Below are 20665 nucleotides of genomic sequence, written 5' to 3'. Positions count from 1 at the left end.
GCAATTTATCTAGCAACCTGCCCGGCAGTGGCGAGGGATCAGACTTTAAATTCACTGCTCAGGCGGCTGACGCCCAGACCGTTCACTTTGGTGACTTTGATTTGTACCGGAATGCGGTCTTTCATTGCTTCGACATGGCTGATCACGCCGATGGTTTTACCCGAGGCATTCAGGCTGTCGAGCGCATCCAGCGCGGTATCCAGCGTGTCGGCATCGAGCGTACCGAAACCTTCGTCGAGGAACAGCGAGTCGATACGGGTTTTATCGCTGACCAGATCGGACAGCGCCAGGGCCAGTGCCAGGCTGACCAGGAAGCTTTCGCCGCCGGATAGCGTGCGGGTATCGCGCACGGCATCGGCCTGCCAGGTATCGACCACTTGCAGTTCCAGCGCATCGCTGGTTTTGCGCTGCAACAGATAACGTCCGTGCAATTTTTCCAGCTGGCGGTTGGCCAGATACACCAGATGATCGAGCGTCAGACCCTGCGCGAATTTACGGAATTTCGCACCGTCGCTGGAGCCAATCATCTGGTTGAGATAACCCCAGTCATCACAGGTCCGCTGCGCCTGCGCAATCTGTGCAATCAGCGTCTGCTGACCATGGTGGCGTTGCTTGTCGCTTTCCAGCTGATTTTTCACTTCGCCCAGACGTTGTTGCAGGACTTTCAGTTGTTGTGCCAGCTCCGCCTGTTGCACCGTCAGGGCGTTAAGATCACTGTCGGTTTCACTGAGATGTGCAGGACGGGCAAGCTGATGTTTTTCGAGCTGCTGACGGGCATCCGCCAGTAATGCCTGCGCCTGTGCCAGTTGTTGTTGCAGATGTTCTTTGCGTTGCTGAAGCTGCTGGCGCAACGCGTCGTCGAGCAGCGCCAGTTTCACTGCGGCTTCATCCGCAAATCCGCTGGCGCTCAATGCCTGCTGCCACGCCTGTTCCACCAGCGTCAGTTGTGCGGCGGTCTGTAACTGTTGCTGCTGCGTACTGGCCAACTGACCGGCCAACTGGTCGCGCTGTTCCTGCGCCTTATGCAGCGCGGTCTGGACATCACTCAGCGCTTGTTCTGTCGCCTGTTGTTGCTGATGTAAGTGCTCGCGAACCTGAGCAACCTGACGCTCTCCGAACAGTTCGAGGCGTCGGGCATTCAGCTCAGAAAGGGATTTTTCACCTTCCGCCAGTTGCTTTTGCAACCGCACGAGGTCTTGCTGAGATTTTGCCTGCATCTCTTCCAGCCGGGTAACGCGCTCTGTCAGCAAGGCACTTTGCTGCTGCACTTTCTGCTGTGCATTCAGTGCGTCGTTCAGAGCATCTTTGGCCTGTTGCAGAGCCCGCGCCAGCTGTTCGTGCTGGCTCAGCCGCGCCTGCGACTGCTGCTCTTCCTCATCGCGGGCGGTCAGCCATTGCGTGATGTCGGCGGTATCATGCAGCGTAAACGTCAGATTCAGCGGCGCACTGAGTTGTTGCCAGTTCAGGGTATGCGAATTCAGTTGTTGCTGATCCTGCTCAAGCTGAGTTTGCAGCCGTGTTTGTTGCTCTTTCAGGCCTTTAATTTTCGCCGCCAGTTCGATACCGCTGGCTTTTGCTGCATCGAATTCCAGTTGCATTTTCTCGACGCGCTGCGCGGTTTCAGAAGGTTTAACCTCCTGATAATGTTCAATCGCCGGATGTGATGTCGAGCCGCACAGCGGACAGGCTTTGCCGCTTTGCAAATTCGCGCGTTCGGCTTCAAGACTGACGATCAGCATTTCCTGTTTATGCAGCGCCTTGACGTCGTTCAGATGTTCCAGTTGTTTCTGACATTGCAGACGGATCGCGCCCAGACGCAGTTCTTCTTCGGCCAGCAGCGTCTGGTACTGCGCAAAATCTTTATGCTGTTGCTGCACGCGCTGGTTCAGTTGCGGGAAGATTTGCGAGAGTGAAAACAGCTGCTGCCGCACCGGCCGGAGCTGCATGAGTTCGGTTTGACGTTTCTGTAACACTACCTGCGGGTACTGTTTTTCCAGTTCAGCCTGACGTTGTTGTGCAACGTTAAGGGCTTCAGTCAGCGCGGCCTGACGGGTGTGATGCTGGCGGCTTTCCTCATCCAGTTTCTGACGTTCCGCCGTGATTTGCTGCAGCGTCGCGCTATGTTCACCAGCCTGTTTCTGCGACTCGCTGACCGCCTGTTGTGTTTCCACCAGCGATTTGCGCCATTGCGCGATTTCGCTATCCAGTGGCAGGATTTTTTCTTCGATCAGCGTCTGCATCTGACGCTGTTCTTCCGCCTGTTTCTGCCGTGCAGTGTGCGCCTGTTCCACCGCCAGACTCAGCGGCGTCATCTGTGCAATCTGCTGCTCCTGCTGCTGCGTCAGTTGTATCAGTAATTGCTGAAGGCGCTGCGCGTCATCCTGACAGCGCTGGCGATCATTGAGTAACGGACGCAGTTTTTCTGCCGGTTCGCTGCGCGCCAGTTGCTGTAACTGCGGCGCGGCGGCCAGATTTTCCTGCTCTGCGGCGGTCAGTTGTTGCTGAGACTGCTGCTGTTTTTGCTGCACCTGCTGCCACTGTTGCAGCCAGTTCAGATCCTGCTGGCGCTGCTGCGCCTGCTGACTGAGGCTGATTTCCTGCGTGTTCAGTTCAGCACGTTGTGCTTCCAGCGTCTGGCGCTGTTCTTCGCTGAGCAGTTCGATTCCGGCCATGCGCTGATGCAGACCGTCCAGCGCAATGCGCGCTTCTTTATGTTGCTCAAACACGCGTTGAGAAAGCAGACCGTAAATCTCGGTGCCGGTCAGTTCTTCCAGCAATTCGGCGCGGTCGTTGGCATCGGCATTCAGAAACGCGGCGAACTGCCCCTGTGAAAGCATCATGGATTTGGTGAAACGGCCGAAATCCAGCCCGGTCAGTGTGGCGATGGCATCGAGTTTATCGCGCACTTTATCCGCCAGAATTTTGCCGTCGGCCAGTAACGCCAGCTCGACTTTCGGTGCCTGCAGATTGCCGTCAGGGGAATTTTTGGCGCGGCGCTGGCTCCAGAAAGCGCGGTAACCCACACCTTTGACTTCAAACTCCACCTCGGCCAGCGATTCTGCGGTGTGGCGGGTCATCAGTTCATTCTGGCTTGGTGTAATGTTCAGCCGTGGCGTCTGATGATAAAGCGCCAGACAAATGGCATCGAGCAGGGTGGTTTTCCCCGCACCGGTCGGACCGGTGATGGCGAATAATCCGTTGCTGGCAAACGGCTCGGCGGTGAAATCAATTTTCCATTCGCCTTCCAGCGAGTTCAGGTTTTTTAAACGCAGGCTGAGAATTTTCATTGTGCGCTGTCCTCCGCGTTCTGACCGTTGGTAACCTGTTCAACCACCTGCGCAAACAACGTGCGCATCCGAGCCTGACGCGGCTCGTCAGGGGCCGGTTCCAGCGCCAGTCGTCGTTCAAACACGTCGCTGACGCTCAGTTCGCTGAGGGTTTCTTTTTCCTGCTGCTCAATACTGTTGATGCGCTGTTCTTTGCTGCGGCGTAACAGCACGACTTCTACCGGCAGATCTTCCGTCAGCGCCTGAATGCGTCGCTGGATGTCGCTGAGATAATCCTGGGTGGAGACTTCAATATCGAGCCACACCGGTTTGGCCGGATCACCGCCTTCGAACTGTGCCAGTTGGTGTTCAATCTCCACCAGCGAGCCTTTGATTATCTGCATCGGCTGGAAAACCGGGATTTCCAGTGTGTCGATGGCGTTGAGCGTCGCACCATCAAAATCAAGTAAGTACACACTTTTAGCTTTGCTCAGTTCGTCAAAACTCAGGGCAATCGGCGAGCCGCTGTAACGGATATGTTCGGTTTTGGCGACGCATTGTGCACGGTGAATATGACCCAGTGCCACATAATCGACCGGCGGAAAGGCCTGCGCCGGAAACGCATCGAGCGTACCTATATAGATGTCGCGCACGGAATCAGAGGTACTGACACCGACAGTCGTCAGATGGCCGGTCGCAATAATAGGCAGCGGCATGCCCAGTTCGTCACGTCTGGCCTGCGCAGCCTGCCAGAGCGCGTCATAATGCGCGGCGATGGCTTCCTGCAATGCCAGTTGCTTGTCGCTGCCGGACTGTCCCGCCTGGCTGGCGAGCAGATCACGCGGGCGTAAAAACGGGATAGCGCACAGTATCGCGCCGGGTTTCCCGTCACGCTGACTGAGCACTAAAATCTGTTCAGAAAGGTTTTCACCGACGGTGGCAATCACCCGCGTATTCAGGCAGGAAAGGAGCTCGCGCGATTCATTGAGCGTGGCGACAGAATCGTGGTTACCAGCCAGCACCACCAGCTGGCAGCCGGTTTGCTGTAATTCCACCACGAAGCGGTTATACAATTCGCGGGCATAACTGGGTGGGGAACCCGTGTCGAAAATATCGCCCGCGACAATCACGGCATCGACCTGATGTTGCTGCACCTGACCGGTCAGCCAGTGCAAAAATGCCTGATGTTCGGCTGCACGGCTTTTAGTGAAAAAGTACTGGCCGAGATGCCAGTCTGACGTGTGGATCAGGCGCATGAGACTCCCGTATGAACCCTGGATGACGACAATGGGGTAAAGTATAAACGTCGGCAGGGGAAGCTGTCCCCGATAAATCAGACCAATTTCAGCAAGATGGCCGGAAATTATCTGTCATAGTTGACTGTAATGAACCATTCTTTTCATTCATAAATCTGTCACAAAACTGACGCATAATGGCGCCCGCAATCAAATAAAAGATCGCTAACCTATTGGCAGGACCTACGATGGCTAGACGTATATTGGTGGTTGAAGACGAAGCTCCAATCCGTGAAATGGTGTGTTTTGTACTGGAACAAAATGGCTATCAGGCCGTAGAAGCTGAGGATTTTGATTCAGCGATTGGGCAGCTTGTTGAACCTTACCCTGAACTGATCCTGCTTGACTGGATGTTACCTGGCGGTTCCGGTATTCAGTTTATTAAGCATCTTAAACGTGAGGCACTGACCCGCGAAATTCCGGTGATGATGCTGACCGCACGCGGTGAAGAAGAAGATCGGGTGCGCGGCCTTGAAGTGGGTGCCGATGATTACATCACCAAACCGTTTTCTCCGAAAGAACTGGTTGCCCGCATTAAAGCCGTGATGCGTCGCATCTCGCCAATGGCGGTGGAAGAAGTGATCGACATGCAGGGTTTAAGCCTGGATCCGTCGTCTCACCGGGTAATGGCCAACGAGCAGGCGCTCGATATGGGGCCGACCGAATTTAAGTTATTACACTTCTTTATGACCCATTCCGAACGTGTATACAGCCGCGAACAGTTGCTCAATAACGTCTGGGGCACTAACGTTTATGTGGAAGATCGCACGGTTGACGTGCATATTCGTCGTTTACGTAAGGCGCTGGAAACCAGTGGACATGACAGAATGATCCAGACTGTTCGTGGTACCGGATACCGTTTTTCAACGCGTTATTGAGCCCTCACAGCGGAGAATCTGTGTGCTAGAACGTTTGTCATGGAAACGACTGGCGGGTGAATTGTTTCTCTTTTGCCTGCCAGCGTTAATTCTCGGTATCTTCGTCGGCCATTTCGGCTGGCTCCTCCTGGTGTCGCTGATGGCGGCACTGGGCTGGAATTATTACAACCAGCTTAAACTCTCTCACTGGCTGTGGCTCGACCGCAGCATTACGCCACCGAATGGGCGCTGGAGCTGGGAGCCGCTGTTTTACGGGCTGAACCAGATGCAGATACGCAACCGGCGTCGCCGTCGGGAATTAGGTCAGCTCATCAAACGTTTTCGCAGCGGTGCCGAATCGCTGCCGGATGCCGTGGTGCTGACCACTGAAGATGGCAATATTTTCTGGTGTAACGGACTGGCGCAGGATTTGCTCGGTTTCCGCTGGCCGGAAGATAACGGGCAACATATCTTCAACCTGCTGCGTTATCCGGAATTCCGGCTGTGGATCCAGACCCGCGATTTCAGCCGGGCGCTGAATTTACAACTCAATAATGAGCATTATGTCGAATTTCGCGTCATGCCTTATTCCGAAGGACAACTGCTGATGGTGGCACGCGACGTGACCCAGATGCGTCAGCTTGAAGGCGCACGGCGTAACTTCTTCGCTAACGTCAGTCATGAACTGAGAACCCCATTGACGGTATTGCAGGGGTATCTGGAAATGATGGAAGACGCCAAGCTGGAAGAGCCTTTCCGCACTAAAGCGCTGGATACCATGCAGGAACAGACGCGGCGCATGGACGGGCTGGTGAAGCAGCTGCTGACGCTGTCGAAAATCGAAGCCTCAGCGAATATTGATTTGCACGAGAAAGTCGATATTCCGGTGATGCTCGGCATGCTCGAACGTGAAGTGCAAACGTTAAGCAACGGCAGGCATGAAGTGGTGTTTCGCGTAAACGACAAGCTGAAGGTCTTTGGTAATGAAGATCAACTGCGCAGCGCGGTGTCGAACCTGGTGTATAACGCGGTTAACCACACGCCAGCGGGGACACGGATTGAAGTCAGCTGGCAACAAACGCCGCATGGCGCACAGTTCCAGATCAGCGACAACGGACCGGGCATTGCGCCGCAGCACCTGCCGCGCCTGACCGAACGTTTCTACCGCGTCGATAAAGCCCGTTCACGTCAGACCGGCGGCAGCGGACTGGGACTGGCAATCGTCAAACATGCGCTCAGCCATCACCACACGAAACTTGAAGTCATGAGTGAAGTCGGCGTCGGTACCCGGTTTATGTTTATGCTGGCGCCGAAGTTGATTGTTCCTCAGGAACAGGCCAGCCAAAGCGGCGTAAAGGGATAAAAATCAAGCCACAGCAACAAGCTGTGGCTTCTTTTAGCAGATGATCTGTAAACCTTTTTCTTCAATTAGCATCAGTAAGATCAGCGCCGCTCCGGTGGGTTTGGTTTCATCCCGCTCCCATTTTTGAATGCTGTTGGCGGACATATTGATGAGTCTTGCCAGTACGCCCTGACTGATTTTTTCTTTCTCACGCAAAGCGCGAATGCGTTCAGCAGAGCTTTCTGCGAAGGCTTTCAGTCTTTCCTCCTGAACGGCTTCATCAACTATTTTGTTAATTTCACGCATCGTGGTTTGTGTTACCACGCCAGATGAATCATGGAAGCGTTGAGCCATCCGCTGCATTTTTAGCAAACGTTCATCAACCATTAGAAATCACCTCTTTAATTAATCCATTTCGAAGTTCTGTTTCGAGTTGAAGCTCTGTGAAGTTGAGCAAATCTTTAGCAATTGCTTTATATAAAGACAGAAGTTTGTCGGGAATTTCATTGCCTTTCTTGCGGACACTATTTTTCAGCCACCCGTCGATATAAAAGATCTTATCTTCAAAACGAAAAGCGATGACTGCCCGGCCAAACCCTGACTTCGATCTCCCTGACGGTGCAATTCTCTTCTTGTAAACGTTGCCGGACAAATCCGCATCAAAAAGTCCGTTTGCCAGTTCATGTGCTGACTTGAGGATATCCTTTTCCGACAGTTTGCTGGCGGTCATGATGTCGTGAAAATCCTCTGTAACAAAAATACGTAAACAGTTCATGTCATCGTCCCTGGTAAAATAAACTATAGTATTTATTACTACATATCGCAATGGGGCGAATATTGTCCAGCATCATGAAAAATGATGAAGCGATCATGAACTTTATTCATGTCCCATGAAAATTCCTCTGTTGCCCGTTAACACCCTGCATGACAGTATCTTCTTAAAGACGTTTAGACATCCAGATGTCTAAATATAACGCAGCGTAATTATTTACTTTGTGAATCATTCGCATTTCGCCACCGGCGGGATGTTATTAAGGAGTTCTTCATGCAACGTACAACCCCTCCATTCCGTGCAGACGTCGTTGGCAGTTTCCTGCGTCCGGCGGTGATTAAAGAAGCCCGTAAGCAGTTTCAGGCGGGTGAGATTGATGCCGCGCAACTGCGAGCCGTGGAAGACACCGAAATTCGCCGCGTGGTGGACTTGCAGCGCGAAGCGGGTCTGCAAGTGGTCACTGACGGTGAATTCCGCCGTGCATGGTGGCACTTCGATTTCTTCGAAGGTCTGCAAGGTGTGGAAGGTTACGATGCGGTGCAGGGGATCCAGTTCAACGGCGTACAGACTAAAGCGCGCAGCATTAAAGTGGTCAGCAAGCTCGGTTTCGGCTCGCACCCAATGCTGGAAGATTTCCGTTTCCTGAAAAGCATCAGCGGAAGTGCTGTGCCGAAAATGACCATTCCAAGCCCGAGTGTGATGCATTTCCGCGGTGGCCGTAACGCCATCAGCAAAGAAGTGTATCCGGATCTGAAAGCGTATTTTGACGATCTGGCGCAGGTTTACCGGGATGCGATTAAAGCGTTTTACGATGCCGGTTGCCGTTATCTGCAACTCGATGACACCGTCTGGGCTTATCTGTGTTCTGAAGATCAGAAGAAGCAGATCCGCGAGCGTGGCGATTCTCCGGAAGAGTTAGCACGTACTTACGCTGACGTGCTGAATAAAGCGATTGCAGGTAAACCTGACGATCTGGTGATTGGTCTGCATGTTTGTCGCGGGAACTTCCGTTCCACCTGGATTTCTGAAGGCGGCTATGAACCTGTCGCGGAGATCCTGTTTGGTGGCGTGAACATCGATGCCTTCTTCCTGGAATATGACAACGAGCGCTCCGGTGGCTTCGAACCGCTGCGTTTTATTAAGAAAGGCCATCAGCAGGCGGTTCTGGGATTGATCACCACCAAGTCCGGTGAGCTTGAACTGGCAAAAACCGTGGAATCACGTCTGGCCGAGGCGGCGGAATATCTGGATATCAACCAGATTTGCCTCAGCCCGCAATGTGGCTTTGCGTCAACGGAAGAGGGCAACAGCCTGACCGAAGCGCAGCAGTGGGAAAAACTAAAACTGGTGGTCGATATTGCTGCCCGCGTCTGGTAACCCCTGAAAGAGGTCAAATGATGACCTTGTAAATATGCTGTAAACTGTGCGTGAAATAACCTGAAAGTGGTGATTTCACGCATTTTTAATCTTATCGGAGCATATCTTGTGCTTCATTAGTTCAAAAATCATACATATCATATGGTGTGTTTATCGCAGTATTTAGTGAATATACCTGCCTTGTAACATTAATTTGGTTAAACACTCTGCTTTTTGGATCCCGGCTTGCCTTTATACGCTATAAAAGATTACCTTAGCCCCCGCTGTCGCTCGATACTCCCTGCATAACAACGTAATCATCTGCATATCATCAGGCGTTTTTGCTCACTTCGCTCCTCACATGGGTGCTCTCTGGCTGTTATATGCCATTCATCTTTCTGACGACGTGGCACGACGGCAGCATCGGACACTTTATTCATTTGAACAGGCAACACGACACCCATCATGAGTACTCGTTTAACAAATAAAGATATTCTGGCGCTGGGTTTCATGACCTTCGCCTTATTCGTCGGGGCGGGGAATATTATTTTCCCGCCAATGGTTGGTTTGCAGGCAGGTCATGACGTCTGGTGGGCTGCTGCCGGCTTTATGATCACCGCAGTCGGACTTCCGGTGATGACGGTAATTGCACTCGCACGCGTTGGCGGCGGTGTGGATGCCCTGAGTACGCCAATTGGTCGTGGTGCCGGTATTCTTCTGGCCACTGTGTGTTATCTGGCTGTTGGCCCGCTGTTTGCCACGCCACGCACGGCAACCGTTTCTTTTGAGGTGGGTATCGCACCGATGACCGGTGACGGCCCGCTGCCTCTGCTGATTTATAGCGTGATCTATTTCTCCCTGGTCATCGGCATTTCCCTGTATCCGGGACGTTTGCTTGATACTGTCGGCCATTTCCTCGCGCCGCTGAAAATGGTGGCGCTGGCTGCACTGGGTATTGCTGCCGTACTTTGGCCAGCCGGTTCTCCGATGCCAGCGGTGGATGCTTACCAGACAGTGCCGTTCTCCAGCGGTTTCGTTAACGGCTATCTGACCATGGATACGCTGGGCGCGCTGGTGTTCGGTATTGTTATCGTCAATGCCGCGCGTTCCCGTGGTGTATCTGATGCCAAACTGCTGACCCGTTATACCGTGCTGGCAGGGCTGATTGCCGGTCTGGGTCTGATGCTGGTTTACCTGAGCCTGTTCAAGCTCGGCGAAAACAGCGCTTCACTGGTGCCTGATGCGACCAATGGTGCGATTATTCTGCATGCCTATGTGGCACATACCTTCGGCGGTGTGGGCAGCTTCTTCCTTGGTGCGCTGATTTTCATCGCCTGCATGGTGACGGCGGTTGGCCTGACCTGCGCCTGTGCGGAATTCTTTGCTCAGTATCTGCCGCTGTCTTACAAAACACTGGTCTTCATTCTGGGTCTGTTCTCCATGCTGGTGTCCAACCTGGGTCTGAGCCATCTGATTGCGATTTCAGTACCGGTACTGACGGCGATTTATCCGCCTTGTATCGCGCTGGTTGTGCTGAGTTTCACCCTGCGCTGGTGGAACAGCACCACGCGTATCGTGGCGCCGGTCATGCTGGTAAGCCTGGTGTTCGGCATTGTTGATGGTATCAAGGCGTCTGCTTTTGTTGACCTGATGCCAGCCTGGACCGCAAACCTGCCCCTGGCTGCACAAGGTCTTGCCTGGTTACCCCCGTCATTATTAATGCTGGTACTGGTCGGGATTTATGACAAAATCAGCGGCCCGCGCAGCGTTACCGCGCACCAATGATCATCGGGTGAATGTTCGAAGACATAAAAGCATGATCGTCTGACGAATGTTTCGCCAATCAGGCCACGGAGAACCCTTCCGTGGCTTTTTCATTGGCAGGCTAAAAGTCATTTTTTAGAATACGATTTTTGATATTTAAAAAAACAACACGGGTTAATGCACATGCAGCAAGAAGCTGAACAACCAATAGCGCAGAACGAAGCGCCGGGCACGAAGTTAAAACGTGGCCTGACAACGCGCCATATCCGCTTTATGGCACTGGGCTCAGCCATCGGAACTGGTCTGTTTTATGGCTCGGCAGATGCGATTAAAATGGCCGGACCGAGCGTATTGCTGGCGTATCTGGTCGGTGGGATTATCGCGTTTATCATCATGCGTGCTCTCGGTGAGATGTCGGTTAACAACCCGCAGAGCGGTTCATTTTCGCGTTATGCGCAAGATTACCTCGGGCCGATGGCGGGTTACATCACCGGCTGGACGTACTGTTTCGAAATCCTGATCGTCGCCATCGCTGATGTAACCGCGTTCGGTATTTATATGGGCGTCTGGTTCCCTGATGTGCCGCAATGGACCTGGGTGCTCAGCGTGGTGTTGATCATCGGCGCGATCAATCTGGTCAGCGTGAAAGTCTTCGGCGAGCTGGAGTTCTGGTTCTCTTTCTTTAAAGTGCTGACCATCATCATCATGATCGTGGCAGGCTTTGGGATTATCTTCTGGGGTATCGGCAATGGCGGGCAGGCGACCGGTATCCACAATCTGTGGAGTCATGGTGGCTTCTTCAGTCAGGGCATCATGGGGACGATTTTGTCCTTACAACTGGTGATGTTTGCTTACGGCGGCATCGAGATCATCGGGATCACGGCCGGTGAAGCGGAAGACCCAAAGAAATCTATTCCGAAAGCCATCAACTCAGTACCGCTGCGTATTCTGGTATTTTATGTGGGTACGCTGTTTGTGATCATGTCTATTTTCCCGTGGAATCAGGTGGGGACGCAGGGCAGTCCGTTCGTGCTGACTTTCCAGCACATGGGCATTACTGCTGCGGCGACGATCCTGAATTTTGTGGTGATTACCGCGTCGCTTTCTGCCATTAACAGTGATGTGTTCGGCGTGGGCCGTATGCTGCACGGAATGGCAGAGCAGGGGCAGGCACCGAAAATGTTCAGCAAGGTATCGCGTCTGGGCACGCCGTGGGTCACCGTTCTGGTGATGATGGCGGCACTGCTGGTGGCGGTTTATCTGAACTACGTCATGCCATCGGCTGTGTTTCTGGTGATTGCGTCTCTGGCGACCTTCGCAACGGTCTGGGTGTGGATTATGATCCTGTTCTCGCAGATTGGTTTCCGTCGCAAACTGAGCAAACAACAGGTGAAAGAGCTGGAGTTTCCGCTGCGTGGCGGCGTTTATACCTCGGTGTTCGGTATTATTTTCCTGGTGTTCATCATCGGCCTGATTGGTTACTTCCCGGATACCCGTATTTCGTTGTATGTGGGGATGGTTTGGGTGGTGGCTCTACTGGTCGGTTATGCCTTTAAACGCCGCAACGACCGTAAGAAAGAAGCACTGGCGCTGAGCAATAAAGCGTAAGCAAGCACTTACCTTTCGGTAAATTTTAACGCCCCCGATATCAGATGATATCGGGGGCTTTTTACTACAGGTAAGTGATCGGGGTGAATGAAGGCAGCCAATGCAGAGATAGCTTGAAGGATGCCAGTTAATAACCGATGGCGGCTCCTGCGGGACGTCGCACATCATTCGCGCCATACAGATAACCTTCGCGAACCTTGCCTGACACCGCCGAGTCATTACCTGAGTTTGCTGATGTCACACCGGCCGCACCCGGTAACCCCACCATAATCAGCTCTGTCGCACCCCATGGCGTCTGTTCCACCATTCTGTAACCCATCTTCTGCAGGATATTCAGGCTGTCCTGAGAAACGCCGCGCTGCTCGTAATACACTTCATCCGGCAACCACTGATGATGAATACGTGGCGCATCCACGGCTTCCTGTGGTGCCATGCCATAATCGATGACATTCAGCGCCGCCTGCAGGGTAATGGTGATGATGCGCGAACCGCCAGGCGATCCCAGAACCATGAAAATTTTACCGTCTTTGGTCACCAGACTCGGGCTCATAGAGGATAGTGGGCGCTTACCGGGGGCGATGGCATTTTTGGTTCCCTGCACCAGACCGTACAGGTTTTTCTCGCCGACTTTGGTGGTGAAGTCATCCATTTCATCATTCAGGAAGAAACCGGTGCCCGGTGCAATCACGACAGAACCAAAGCGGCCATTCACTGTGTAGGTGGTGGACACCGCGTTACCCATTTTATCGACGATGGAATAATGCGTGGTTTCCGGTTTCTCGTGCGGTTCCATACCCGGCTGAACGGCAGTGGACGGCGTGGCTTTGTCCGCTTCTATTTTCTTACGGATTTCTTCGGCATAGCTTTTACTGACCAGCCGGTCGATCGGGTTTTTCACGAATTCCGGATCGCCGAGATAGGTATTGCGGTCCATATACGCATGGCGCATGGCTTCGGTGAGGACGTGAATCGATGCCGCTGAATTGAAGCCCATGCTCTTCAGGTCATAGCCTTCAACGATGTTAAGGATTTCACACATCGTGACACCGCCGGAGCTTGGCGGTGGCGCTGAGACAAATTTATAACCGCGATAGCTGCAGGCGATCGGGGCGTCTTCGGTGACTTTATAATTCGCGAAATCCGCTGCGGTCAGGATGCCGCCACCTTTTTTAGAGGCCGCTTCGACCGCTGCCGGGATTTTGCCTTTGTAGAACGCATCCGGGCCATGTTTCGATATGGACTCCAGCGTGTTGGCTAAATCGGTTTGTACCAGTTTGTCGCCGGGTTGCAGCGGGCTGCCGTCTTTGCGCAGGAAAATGCGCGCGGCTTCGGGATCTTCTTTGAAGCGTTTGACGGTGGTATCAAGAATATCGGTATCAGCACGGGTCAGTACAAATCCCTGACGGGCGAGTTTAATCGCCGGCGCCATTACCTGCTGGCGCGTCAGTTTGCCGTATTCTTTCTGCACGGTATCCATGCCCAATACCGTACCTGGCACGCCTGCGGCGAGATAGCCATACAGACTGGCCCCTTTCTTCACGTTGCCGTCGGCATCCAGATACATATTGGCACTGGCGGCGGCTGGGGCGGTTTCGCGGAAGTTGATGAAGGTGTCTTTACCGTCGGCAAGATGCACCGTCATGAAGCCTCCGCCACCGATATTGCCACAGCATGGGTTGACGACGGCCTGCGCGTAGCCGACAGCCACGGCAGCATCGATGGCGTTGCCGCCCATTTTCAGAATATCGACGCCGACCTGAGACGCCAGATATTGCGAGGTGACGACCATGCCATTTTTGGCTTCCACCGCGGGATTCGATGCGGCGTACAACGGCAGGCTGGTCAGCATGGCCAGCGCGATGAGTGATTTCCGTAACATAGGGGCTCCTGTCTATTACCCTGTCTTTTGAGTCATAACCTTCAGGTTATTGTGTGATAACGCTTTTTTGTTTTTTCAGTCTGACACTCTTTATGCAAACGGCACGCCATAATGAGACGGTCAGACTATTTTTCAGCGTAGACGTAAATGACCGGGAGCGGGAAGGGAAGGCGGGAAAATGTGATCGTGCCGGATAGCAGGCAAAAAAAAACGGCCAGCGAGGCTGACCGTTATTGACCGTGAAATCCGCTAAAGGATTACAGGTTTGATGCGTTTTCAGACAAATATTTAGCCACGCCATCCGGGGATGCGCCCATGCCTTTTTTGCCTTTTTCCCACTGAGCCGGGCACACTTCGCCGTGCTCTTCGTGGAATTGCAGCGCGTCAACCATACGCAGCATTTCGTCGATGTTACGACCCAGTGGCAGATCGTTAACGACCTGGTGACGAACAACGCCTTCTTTGTCGATCAGGAAAGAGCCGCGCAGTGCAACGCCAGCGTCCGGATGTTCGATACCGTAGGCTTTCTGGATTTCGCGTTTGATGTCAGCAACCATCGCGTACTTAACAGGACCGATGCCGCCTTTCTCTACAGGGGTGTTACGCCATGCGTTGTGAACGAACTCGGAATCGAAGGAGACGCCTACCACTTCTACGCCACGATTCTGGAATTCTTCGTAACGGTGATCGAAAGCGATCAGTTCAGAAGGACAGACGAAAGTGAAGTCCATTGGCCAGAAGAAGATAACAGTAGGTTTGCCTGCAGTGTGTTTTTTGAAGTTGAAGTTTTCAACTACTTCGCCGCTGCCCAGTACTGCTGCTGCGGTGAAGTCAGGGGCTGGACGAGTTACCAGAACCATATTATTACTCCTTATGAAACCCTTCCGGGCGTCGTAGGTGAGAAGGAAAGGGTGAACAAAACGACTGCCAGTATAGGGGCAACCTTCGGGTGAATAAACCCCATCGCACCAATCAATCAGATAGCATCCGGCTATCAGTCTTTGAAGTAAGTCTCAAACTTTTTAACAACTACTTTTTGTCTTGCAGAGAATTGCGGGGTAATCCACAAAATGAAGGGTATTTGTCAGATTTGCCGGTCTCTCGCCTGTTGCATCATCACAGGATAAAACTGCCAGAACAGTTGCTCGAGGGCGTCGTAATTGAGTTCGATATCATGGAAAGAGCCGGTCAGGGCGGCAAGTTTTGGCCGCCGGTTAGCCATACCGCGCAATACGTCGCCAATAAAAGGCAGCACCGCGTAACGTTCCATCCAGCGTTCAGGCCAGAGATAAGCGTTCAGATTTTGGAAACGTTCCGGCATTTCAGGTAACTGAGGTTCAATTTCCTGCTGACAGCCGTCAAGAAAATCTTCCAGTGATTGCTGCGGATGAATGCTGGCCCAGTGACGGGAAAGGAAGTGATCCCAGACGACATCGAGCGTTATCGGTGCGACGCGGCGAAAATCTTCACGGAAATAACTGCGGGCAATTTTCACTTCCGGCAGTGAATCGGTCATGACATCCACGCGGCGGTGCATGCGGATGCCGCTGACGATCTCATCAGAGAACTGACCGTCAGGATTGCCGCGAACGAAGTCTGCCAGCAGATTTCCGGTCAGTGAACTTTTGGCCAGTGAGGCCAGATGGAGGTGGGCTAAAAAATTCATTCGCGAAGTATAACGCAGGAAAGTTGATCTCCGACAGGGCAGCGGATGCCTTTATTCGCGCAGAAGCTTGCAGGGGATGCCCCGTCCCACTAGACTAAGCCGCCTGTTTTTGTCGTTAAGTGAAGTGAAAAACCATGCGTGTGGCCGATTTTTCTTTTGAACTCCCTGAATCCCTGATTGCCCGCTATCCGCAGACCCAGCGCAGCGGCTGTCGTTTGTTGTCTCTGGACGGGCCAAGCGGTGAGTTAACGCACGGCGTGTTCACTGATATTCTCGATAAAATTCATCCCGGCGATTTGCTGGTATTTAACAATACCCGCGTGATCCCGGCTCGTGTGTTTGGCCGCAAGGTCAGCGGCGGTAAAATTGAAGTGCTGGTTGAGCGCGTGCTGGATTCACACCGCGTTCTGGCCCATGTGCGTGCGTCCAAATCGCCAAAACCGGGCGCAGAACTGCTGCTCGGTGATAAAGAAGATATTAAAGCAACGATGGTGGCACGCCACGATACGTTGTTTGAGCTGGAATTTAATGAAGATCGTGATGTCTTTACTCTGCTCAACGAAATCGGCCATATGCCGCTGCCGCCGTATATTGACCGTCCTGATGAAGATGCCGACCGTGAACTGTATCAGACCGTCTACAGCGAACGCCCGGGTGCGGTAGCTGCGCCCACCGCTGGCTTGCATTTCGATGAGCCGCTGATGGATGCTTTGAAAGCCAAAGGCGTGGAGTTCGCTTTTGTGACGCTGCATGTGGGGGCAGGCACCTTCCAGCCGGTTCGTGTGGACACCATTGAAGACCACATCATGCATGCTGAGTATGCCGAAGTGCCTCAGGACGTTGTGGATGCGGTGCTGGCCTGCAAAGCGCGTGGCAATAACGTGGTGGCCGTGGGAACAACCTCTGTGCGTTCGCTGGAAAGTGCAGCGAAGGCCAGTGAAGATGCACTGATTGCGCCATTCTTCGGCGATACCAAGATTTTCATTTATCCGGGCTATCACTATCAGGTAATTGATTCCCTGATCACGAATTTCCATCTGCCGGAATCGACGCTGATCATGCTGGTGTCGGCGTTTGCCGGGTATAAAAATACCATGAATGCTTACCATCAGGCGGTGGCTGAGCAGTACCGTTTCTTCAGTTATGGTGATGCGATGTTCATCAACCGTAACCCGCTGGCGCCGCAGGAAGTGGTCGGCCAGTAACCTTGAGTTAATAATTACCGGCCTGGTCGCACCCGGTGCATCCGGGCTTTCTCTTCCGGGCGTCATGCCACGGATTTAACCTCATCAGACTGTTTCTCTGATGCTGGAGGCAATGTGAAGTACGAATTAAGCACGACCGATGGCCGCGCACGTCGCGGGCGTCTGATCTTTGAACGTGGCGTGGTCGAAACCCCGGCATTTATGCCAGTGGGCACTTACGGCACCGTAAAAGGCATGACCCCGGAAGAAGTCAAAGACACAGGTGCACAGATTTTGCTGGGCAACACTTTCCACCTGTGGCTGCGTCCGGGGCAGGAAATCATGAAACTGCATGGCGATCTGCATGATTTTATGAACTGGCATGGCCCGATCCTCACCGATTCAGGTGGCTTCCAGGTGTTCAGCCTGGGCGCGATGCGTAAAATCAAAGAAGAGGGTGTGCATTTCCGTAACCCGATCAACGGTGACCCGGTGTTCCTTAGTCCGGAAAAATCCATGGAAATCCAAAACGATCTGGGTTCCGACATCGTAATGATCTTCGATGAATGTACGCCATATCCTGCTGACTGGGATTATGCAAAACGCTCGATGGAGATGTCTTTGCGTTGGGCAAAACGCAGTCGCGATCGCTTCAACGAGTTGAATAATAAGAATGCTTTGTTCGGGATTATTCAGGGCAGCGTTTACGAAGATTTACGAGATGTATCATTAAAAGGGCTGGTAGATATCGGCTTTGATGGTTACGCTGTGGGCGGCCTGGCAGTGGGCGAGCCGAAGGAAGACATGCACCGTATTCTGGAGCACGTTTGTCCGCAAATTCCGGAAGACAAACCTCGCTATCTGATGGGTGTCGGTAAACCGGAAGATCTGGTTGAAGGCGTGCGTCGCGGTATCGATATGTTTGACTGCGTGATGCCAACGCGTAACGCGCGTAACGGTCACCTGTTTGTCACTGACGGCATCGTAAAAATCCGTAATGCCAAGCATAAAGATGATACGTCGACGCTGGATGAACATTGTGATTGTTACACATGTCGCAATTATAGCCGTGCCTACTTGCATCATCTTGACCGTTGCAACGAAATTCTCGGTGCGCGGCTAAACACGATCCATAATCTGCGCTATTACCAGCGTCTGATGGCCGGTTTACGCCAGGCTATCGAAGAGGGTAAATTAGAAGCGTTTGTGACAGACTTCTACGAGCGTAAAGGCAAGCCTGTTCCGCCTTTAAACTTCTGATTTCTTTCTCGTGTCGGCATCTTCGAAAGAGGGTGCCGATTTTATAATTTCTTGGACCGGCATTATGGGGTATTGTGCGAGACGTTTCATCGCAGACTCCGGGTCGGATTCTCGGTTTGTTTTACATCAATTTGCTTCACAACAACAATGAGGGAATTTAAATGAGTCTTTTCATTTCCGATGCAGTCGCAGCGACCGGCGCACCGTCACAGGGAAGTCCTTACTCTCTGGTTATCATGCTGGTGGTTTTTGGTCTGATTTTCTATTTCATGATCCTGCGCCCGCAGCAGAAACGTTCTAAAGAACACAAAAAACTGATGGACTCTATCGGTAAAGGTGACGAAGTCATGACCACGGGTGGCCTGATTGGTCGCGTAACCAAAGTAGCCGAAACCGGTTATGTGGTTATCGCACTGAACGACACTAACGAAGTGATGATCAAACGTGACTTCGTGGCAGCAGTTCTGCCAAAAGGCACGATGAAGTCTATCTAATTTTCGATTTTCCCGAAGGGAACTGCCGTGTTAAACCGTTATCCTGCGTGGAAGTATCTGATGTTGATCGTTGTGGTCATCGTCGGGCTGCTTTATGCACTTCCCAACCTTTATGGTGAGGATCCGGCTGTTCAAATCACTGGTGCTCGGGGTTCCGACGCCAGTGAAGCAACGCTGGACCAAGTCCGTAACGTATTAGATCAAAGCAAAATCCAGATCAAATCAGTTGCTCTGGAGAATGGCGCTATTCTTGCCCGTTTTAATGACACGGATGTACAGCTTCGTGCACGTGAAGCGCTGACTGAAGCGTTGGGCGACAAGTTTGTTATTGCACTGAACCTCGCGCCGGCAACGCCGCGCTGGTTGAGCATGCTGGGCGCTGAGCCGATGAAGCTGGGCCTCGACTTGCGTGGGGGTGTTCACTTCCTGATGGAAGTGGATATGGATACCGCGCTGAGTAAGCTGCAAGAGCAGACGATGGACAACATGCGCAGCGACCTGCGCGACAAGAATATTCCTTATGCCACGGTGCGTAAGCTCGACAACTATGGCGTTGAAGTGCGTTTCCGCGATGCTGCTACCCGTGATTCTGCGGTCAGCTACCTGAGCCCACGTCACCGCGATTTAGTGATCACTAACAGTGGCGACAATGCTATCCGTGTAGTGATGACTGATGCTCGCCTGAGTGAAGCCCGCGAGTATGCCGTTCAGCAAAACATCACCATCCTGCGTAACCGTGTAAACCAACTGGGTGTGGCCGAGCCTCTGGTACAGCGCCAGGGTGCTGACCGTATCGTGGTTGAGTTACCGGGTATTCAGGATACTGCGCGCGCTAAAGAAATTTTGGGCGCGACCGCGACACTGGAATTCCGTCTGGTTAACACCAATGTAGATGCTTCTGCAGCTTCAACCGGTCGTGTGCCGGGCGACAGCGAAGTCAAAAACATGCGTGATGGCCGTCCGGTTGTTCTGTACAAACGCGTGATCCTGACCGGTGACCACATCACTGATTCCACATCCAGCATGGATGAGTACAATCAGCCGCAGGTTAACATCTCTCTCGACAGCGCTGGTGGTAACGCCATGTCTAACTTCACTAAGGATAACATCGGTAAACCGATGGCAACCTTGTTCGTGGAGTACAAAGACAGCGGTAAGAAAGATGCCAATGGCCGTGCGATTCTGGCGAAGCAGGAAGAAGTTATCAACGTGGCGACCATTCAGTCACGCCTGGGTAACAGCTTCCGTATCACCGGGGTGAACGATCCGAATGAAGCCCGCCAGTTGTCCCTTCTGTTGCGTGCCGGTGCGTTGATCGCGCCAATTCAGATAGTTGAAGAGCGTACTATCGGCCCGACCTTAGGGATGCAAAACATCACTCAGGGTCTGGAAGCGTGCTTGTGGGGTCTGGTGGCATCCATTCTGTTCATGGTAGTTTGGTACCGTAAGTTCGGCATTATCGCTACGACAGCGCTGGTTGCTAACCTGATCCTGATTGTCGGGATCATGTCTCTGCTGCCTGGTGCGACGCTGACCATGCCGGGTATTGCCGGTATCGTCCTGACGCTGGCGGTGGCCGTCGACGCCAACGTACTGATAAACGAACGTATCAAAGAAGAGCTGAAGAACGGACGTTCCGTTCAGCAGGCGATTCATGAAGGCTATAAAGGCGCGTTCTCAAGTATCGTTGATGCCAACATTACGACCCTGATCACGGCAATTATTCTTTATGCAGTGGGTACCGGTTCGATTAAAGGCTTTGCTATCACCACCGCTATCGGTGTGGCAACCTCGATGTTTACGTCGATCGTGGGGACCCGTGCCATCGTGAACCTGGTTTACGGCGGCAAACGCATTAAAAAGCTGTCTATCTGAGGAGTGCGTTGTGGCACAGCAACAACCATATACTGTTGAACAACTGA

The 20665-nt window shown here is 52.7% G+C and carries 16 protein-coding genes; 9 read left to right on the top strand and 7 right to left on the bottom strand.

Annotated features, from left to right (window positions below; all coding sequences use genetic code 11):
• Window positions 1-38: 38 nt before the first annotated feature.
• The gene (gene sbcC, locus GW591_RS11855) at window positions 39-3287 is read right to left on the bottom strand and encodes an exonuclease subunit SbcC (RefSeq protein WP_166860628.1); all 3249 of its coding nucleotides are present in this window, start codon (window positions 3285-3287) and stop codon (window positions 39-41) included.
• Window positions 3284-4522: an exonuclease subunit SbcD gene (gene sbcD, locus GW591_RS11850; RefSeq protein WP_112151728.1), complete on the bottom strand. Its 1239-nt coding sequence runs from the start codon at window positions 4520-4522 to the stop codon at window positions 3284-3286. Before sbcD ends, sbcC begins: the two co-directional genes overlap by 4 nt.
• Window positions 4523-4749: 227 nt before the next feature.
• Here sbcD and phoB point away from each other — a divergent pair, with 227 nt between their 5' ends.
• A complete protein-coding gene (gene phoB, locus GW591_RS11845) occupies window positions 4750-5439 on the top strand; it encodes a phosphate response regulator transcription factor PhoB (RefSeq protein ID WP_013576682.1) in 690 nt (229 codons plus the stop codon).
• A gap of 22 nt (window positions 5440-5461) precedes the next feature.
• Window positions 5462-6781 carry a phosphate regulon sensor histidine kinase PhoR gene (phoR, locus tag GW591_RS11840; RefSeq protein ID WP_112151727.1) on the top strand — a complete coding sequence of 440 codons (1320 nt, stop codon included), beginning with the start codon at window positions 5462-5464 and terminating at the stop codon, window positions 6779-6781.
• Window positions 6782-6814: 33 nt separating this feature from the next.
• On the opposite strand, the gene GW591_RS11835 is transcribed toward phoR, so the two are convergent.
• Both GW591_RS11835 and GW591_RS11830 read right to left on the bottom strand, forming a co-directional pair.
• Window positions 6815-7147 (bottom strand): helix-turn-helix domain-containing protein, encoded by a 333-nt coding sequence (locus tag GW591_RS11835; protein WP_013576680.1) that lies wholly within the window; start codon window positions 7145-7147, stop codon window positions 6815-6817.
• Window positions 7140-7535, bottom strand: a complete 396-nt coding sequence (locus GW591_RS11830) for a type II toxin-antitoxin system RelE/ParE family toxin (protein ID WP_166860623.1) — start codon at window positions 7533-7535, stop codon at window positions 7140-7142. The genes GW591_RS11835 and GW591_RS11830 overlap by 8 nt, the downstream gene beginning before the upstream one ends.
• A gap of 270 nt (window positions 7536-7805) precedes the next feature.
• Between GW591_RS11830 and GW591_RS11825 the strand changes: the two genes are divergently transcribed.
• The 3 genes from GW591_RS11825 (at window position 7806) to proY (ending at window position 12260) form a co-directional block, all read left to right on the top strand.
• Entirely contained in the window at window positions 7806-8909 is a 1104-nt protein-coding gene (locus tag GW591_RS11825) for a cobalamin-independent methionine synthase II family protein (RefSeq protein WP_166860621.1), read from the top strand.
• Between the two features lie 444 nt (window positions 8910-9353).
• On the top strand, window positions 9354-10673 hold the full coding sequence (gene brnQ / locus GW591_RS11820) for a branched-chain amino acid transport system II carrier protein (RefSeq protein ID WP_013576677.1): 1320 nt from the start codon (window positions 9354-9356) through the stop codon (window positions 10671-10673).
• Window positions 10674-10835: 162 nt separating this feature from the next.
• Complete coding sequence (proY, locus tag GW591_RS11815) at window positions 10836-12260, top strand: proline-specific permease ProY (RefSeq protein WP_015690313.1); 1425 nt, start codon at window positions 10836-10838, stop codon at window positions 12258-12260.
• A gap of 127 nt (window positions 12261-12387) precedes the next feature.
• Here the strand turns inward: proY and ggt are convergent, their stop codons facing one another.
• From ggt to GW591_RS11800, 3 genes are all read right to left on the bottom strand, one after another.
• On the bottom strand, window positions 12388-14139 hold the full coding sequence (gene ggt, locus GW591_RS11810; protein ID WP_166860619.1) for a gamma-glutamyltransferase: 1752 nt from the start codon (window positions 14137-14139) through the stop codon (window positions 12388-12390).
• A gap of 257 nt (window positions 14140-14396) precedes the next feature.
• Entirely contained in the window at window positions 14397-14999 is a 603-nt protein-coding gene (locus tag GW591_RS11805) for a peroxiredoxin C (protein WP_013576674.1), read from the bottom strand.
• A gap of 224 nt (window positions 15000-15223) precedes the next feature.
• Window positions 15224-15805, bottom strand: coding sequence for an ACP phosphodiesterase (locus GW591_RS11800; protein WP_013576673.1), 582 nt, complete (start codon window positions 15803-15805; stop codon window positions 15224-15226).
• 134 nt (window positions 15806-15939) lie between these two features.
• On the opposite strand from GW591_RS11800, the gene queA reads away from it, so the two are divergent.
• From queA to secD, 4 genes are all read left to right on the top strand, one after another.
• Window positions 15940-17010, top strand: a complete 1071-nt coding sequence (gene queA, locus GW591_RS11795) for a tRNA preQ1(34) S-adenosylmethionine ribosyltransferase-isomerase QueA (RefSeq protein WP_112198140.1) — start codon at window positions 15940-15942, stop codon at window positions 17008-17010.
• Between the two features lie 114 nt (window positions 17011-17124).
• Entirely contained in the window at window positions 17125-18249 is a 1125-nt protein-coding gene (gene tgt, locus GW591_RS11790) for a tRNA guanosine(34) transglycosylase Tgt (protein WP_013576671.1), read from the top strand.
• A gap of 161 nt (window positions 18250-18410) precedes the next feature.
• Window positions 18411-18743, top strand: a complete 333-nt coding sequence (gene yajC, locus GW591_RS11785) for a preprotein translocase subunit YajC (RefSeq protein ID WP_013576670.1) — start codon at window positions 18411-18413, stop codon at window positions 18741-18743.
• A 27-nt stretch (window positions 18744-18770) separates the two neighbouring features.
• Window positions 18771-20618, top strand: coding sequence for a protein translocase subunit SecD (gene secD / locus GW591_RS11780; RefSeq protein ID WP_015690312.1), 1848 nt, complete (start codon window positions 18771-18773; stop codon window positions 20616-20618).
• The last annotated feature ends 47 nt before the right edge of the window (window positions 20619-20665 follow it).

Origin of the sequence: Rahnella aceris (assembly GCF_011684115.1) — a bacterium.
Classification (GTDB): domain Bacteria; phylum Pseudomonadota; class Gammaproteobacteria; order Enterobacterales; family Enterobacteriaceae; genus Rahnella; species Rahnella aceris.
This window is presented reverse-complemented; position numbering and strand designations above follow the sequence as displayed.

Coding starts and splice junctions, on each gene's coding strand:
- sbcC (WP_166860628.1), bottom strand. CDS start 3,287: ATGAAAATTCTCAGCCTGCGTTTAAAAAACCTGAACTCGCTGGAAGGC.
- sbcD (WP_112151728.1), bottom strand. CDS start 4,522: ATGCGCCTGATCCACACGTCAGACTGGCATCTCGGCCAGTACTTTTTC.
- phoB (WP_013576682.1), top strand. CDS start 4,750: ATGGCTAGACGTATATTGGTGGTTGAAGACGAAGCTCCAATCCGTGAA.
- GW591_RS11835 (WP_013576680.1), bottom strand. CDS start 7,147: ATGGTTGATGAACGTTTGCTAAAAATGCAGCGGATGGCTCAACGCTTC.
- GW591_RS11830 (WP_166860623.1), bottom strand. CDS start 7,535: ATGAACTGTTTACGTATTTTTGTTACAGAGGATTTTCACGACATCATG.
- GW591_RS11825 (WP_166860621.1), top strand. CDS start 7,806: ATGCAACGTACAACCCCTCCATTCCGTGCAGACGTCGTTGGCAGTTTC.
- brnQ (WP_013576677.1), top strand. CDS start 9,354: ATGAGTACTCGTTTAACAAATAAAGATATTCTGGCGCTGGGTTTCATG.
- proY (WP_015690313.1), top strand. CDS start 10,836: ATGCAGCAAGAAGCTGAACAACCAATAGCGCAGAACGAAGCGCCGGGC.
- ggt (WP_166860619.1), bottom strand. CDS start 14,139: ATGTTACGGAAATCACTCATCGCGCTGGCCATGCTGACCAGCCTGCCG.
- GW591_RS11805 (WP_013576674.1), bottom strand. CDS start 14,999: ATGGTTCTGGTAACTCGTCCAGCCCCTGACTTCACCGCAGCAGCAGTA.
- GW591_RS11800 (WP_013576673.1), bottom strand. CDS start 15,805: ATGAATTTTTTAGCCCACCTCCATCTGGCCTCACTGGCCAAAAGTTCA.
- queA (WP_112198140.1), top strand. CDS start 15,940: ATGCGTGTGGCCGATTTTTCTTTTGAACTCCCTGAATCCCTGATTGCC.
- yajC (WP_013576670.1), top strand. CDS start 18,411: ATGAGTCTTTTCATTTCCGATGCAGTCGCAGCGACCGGCGCACCGTCA.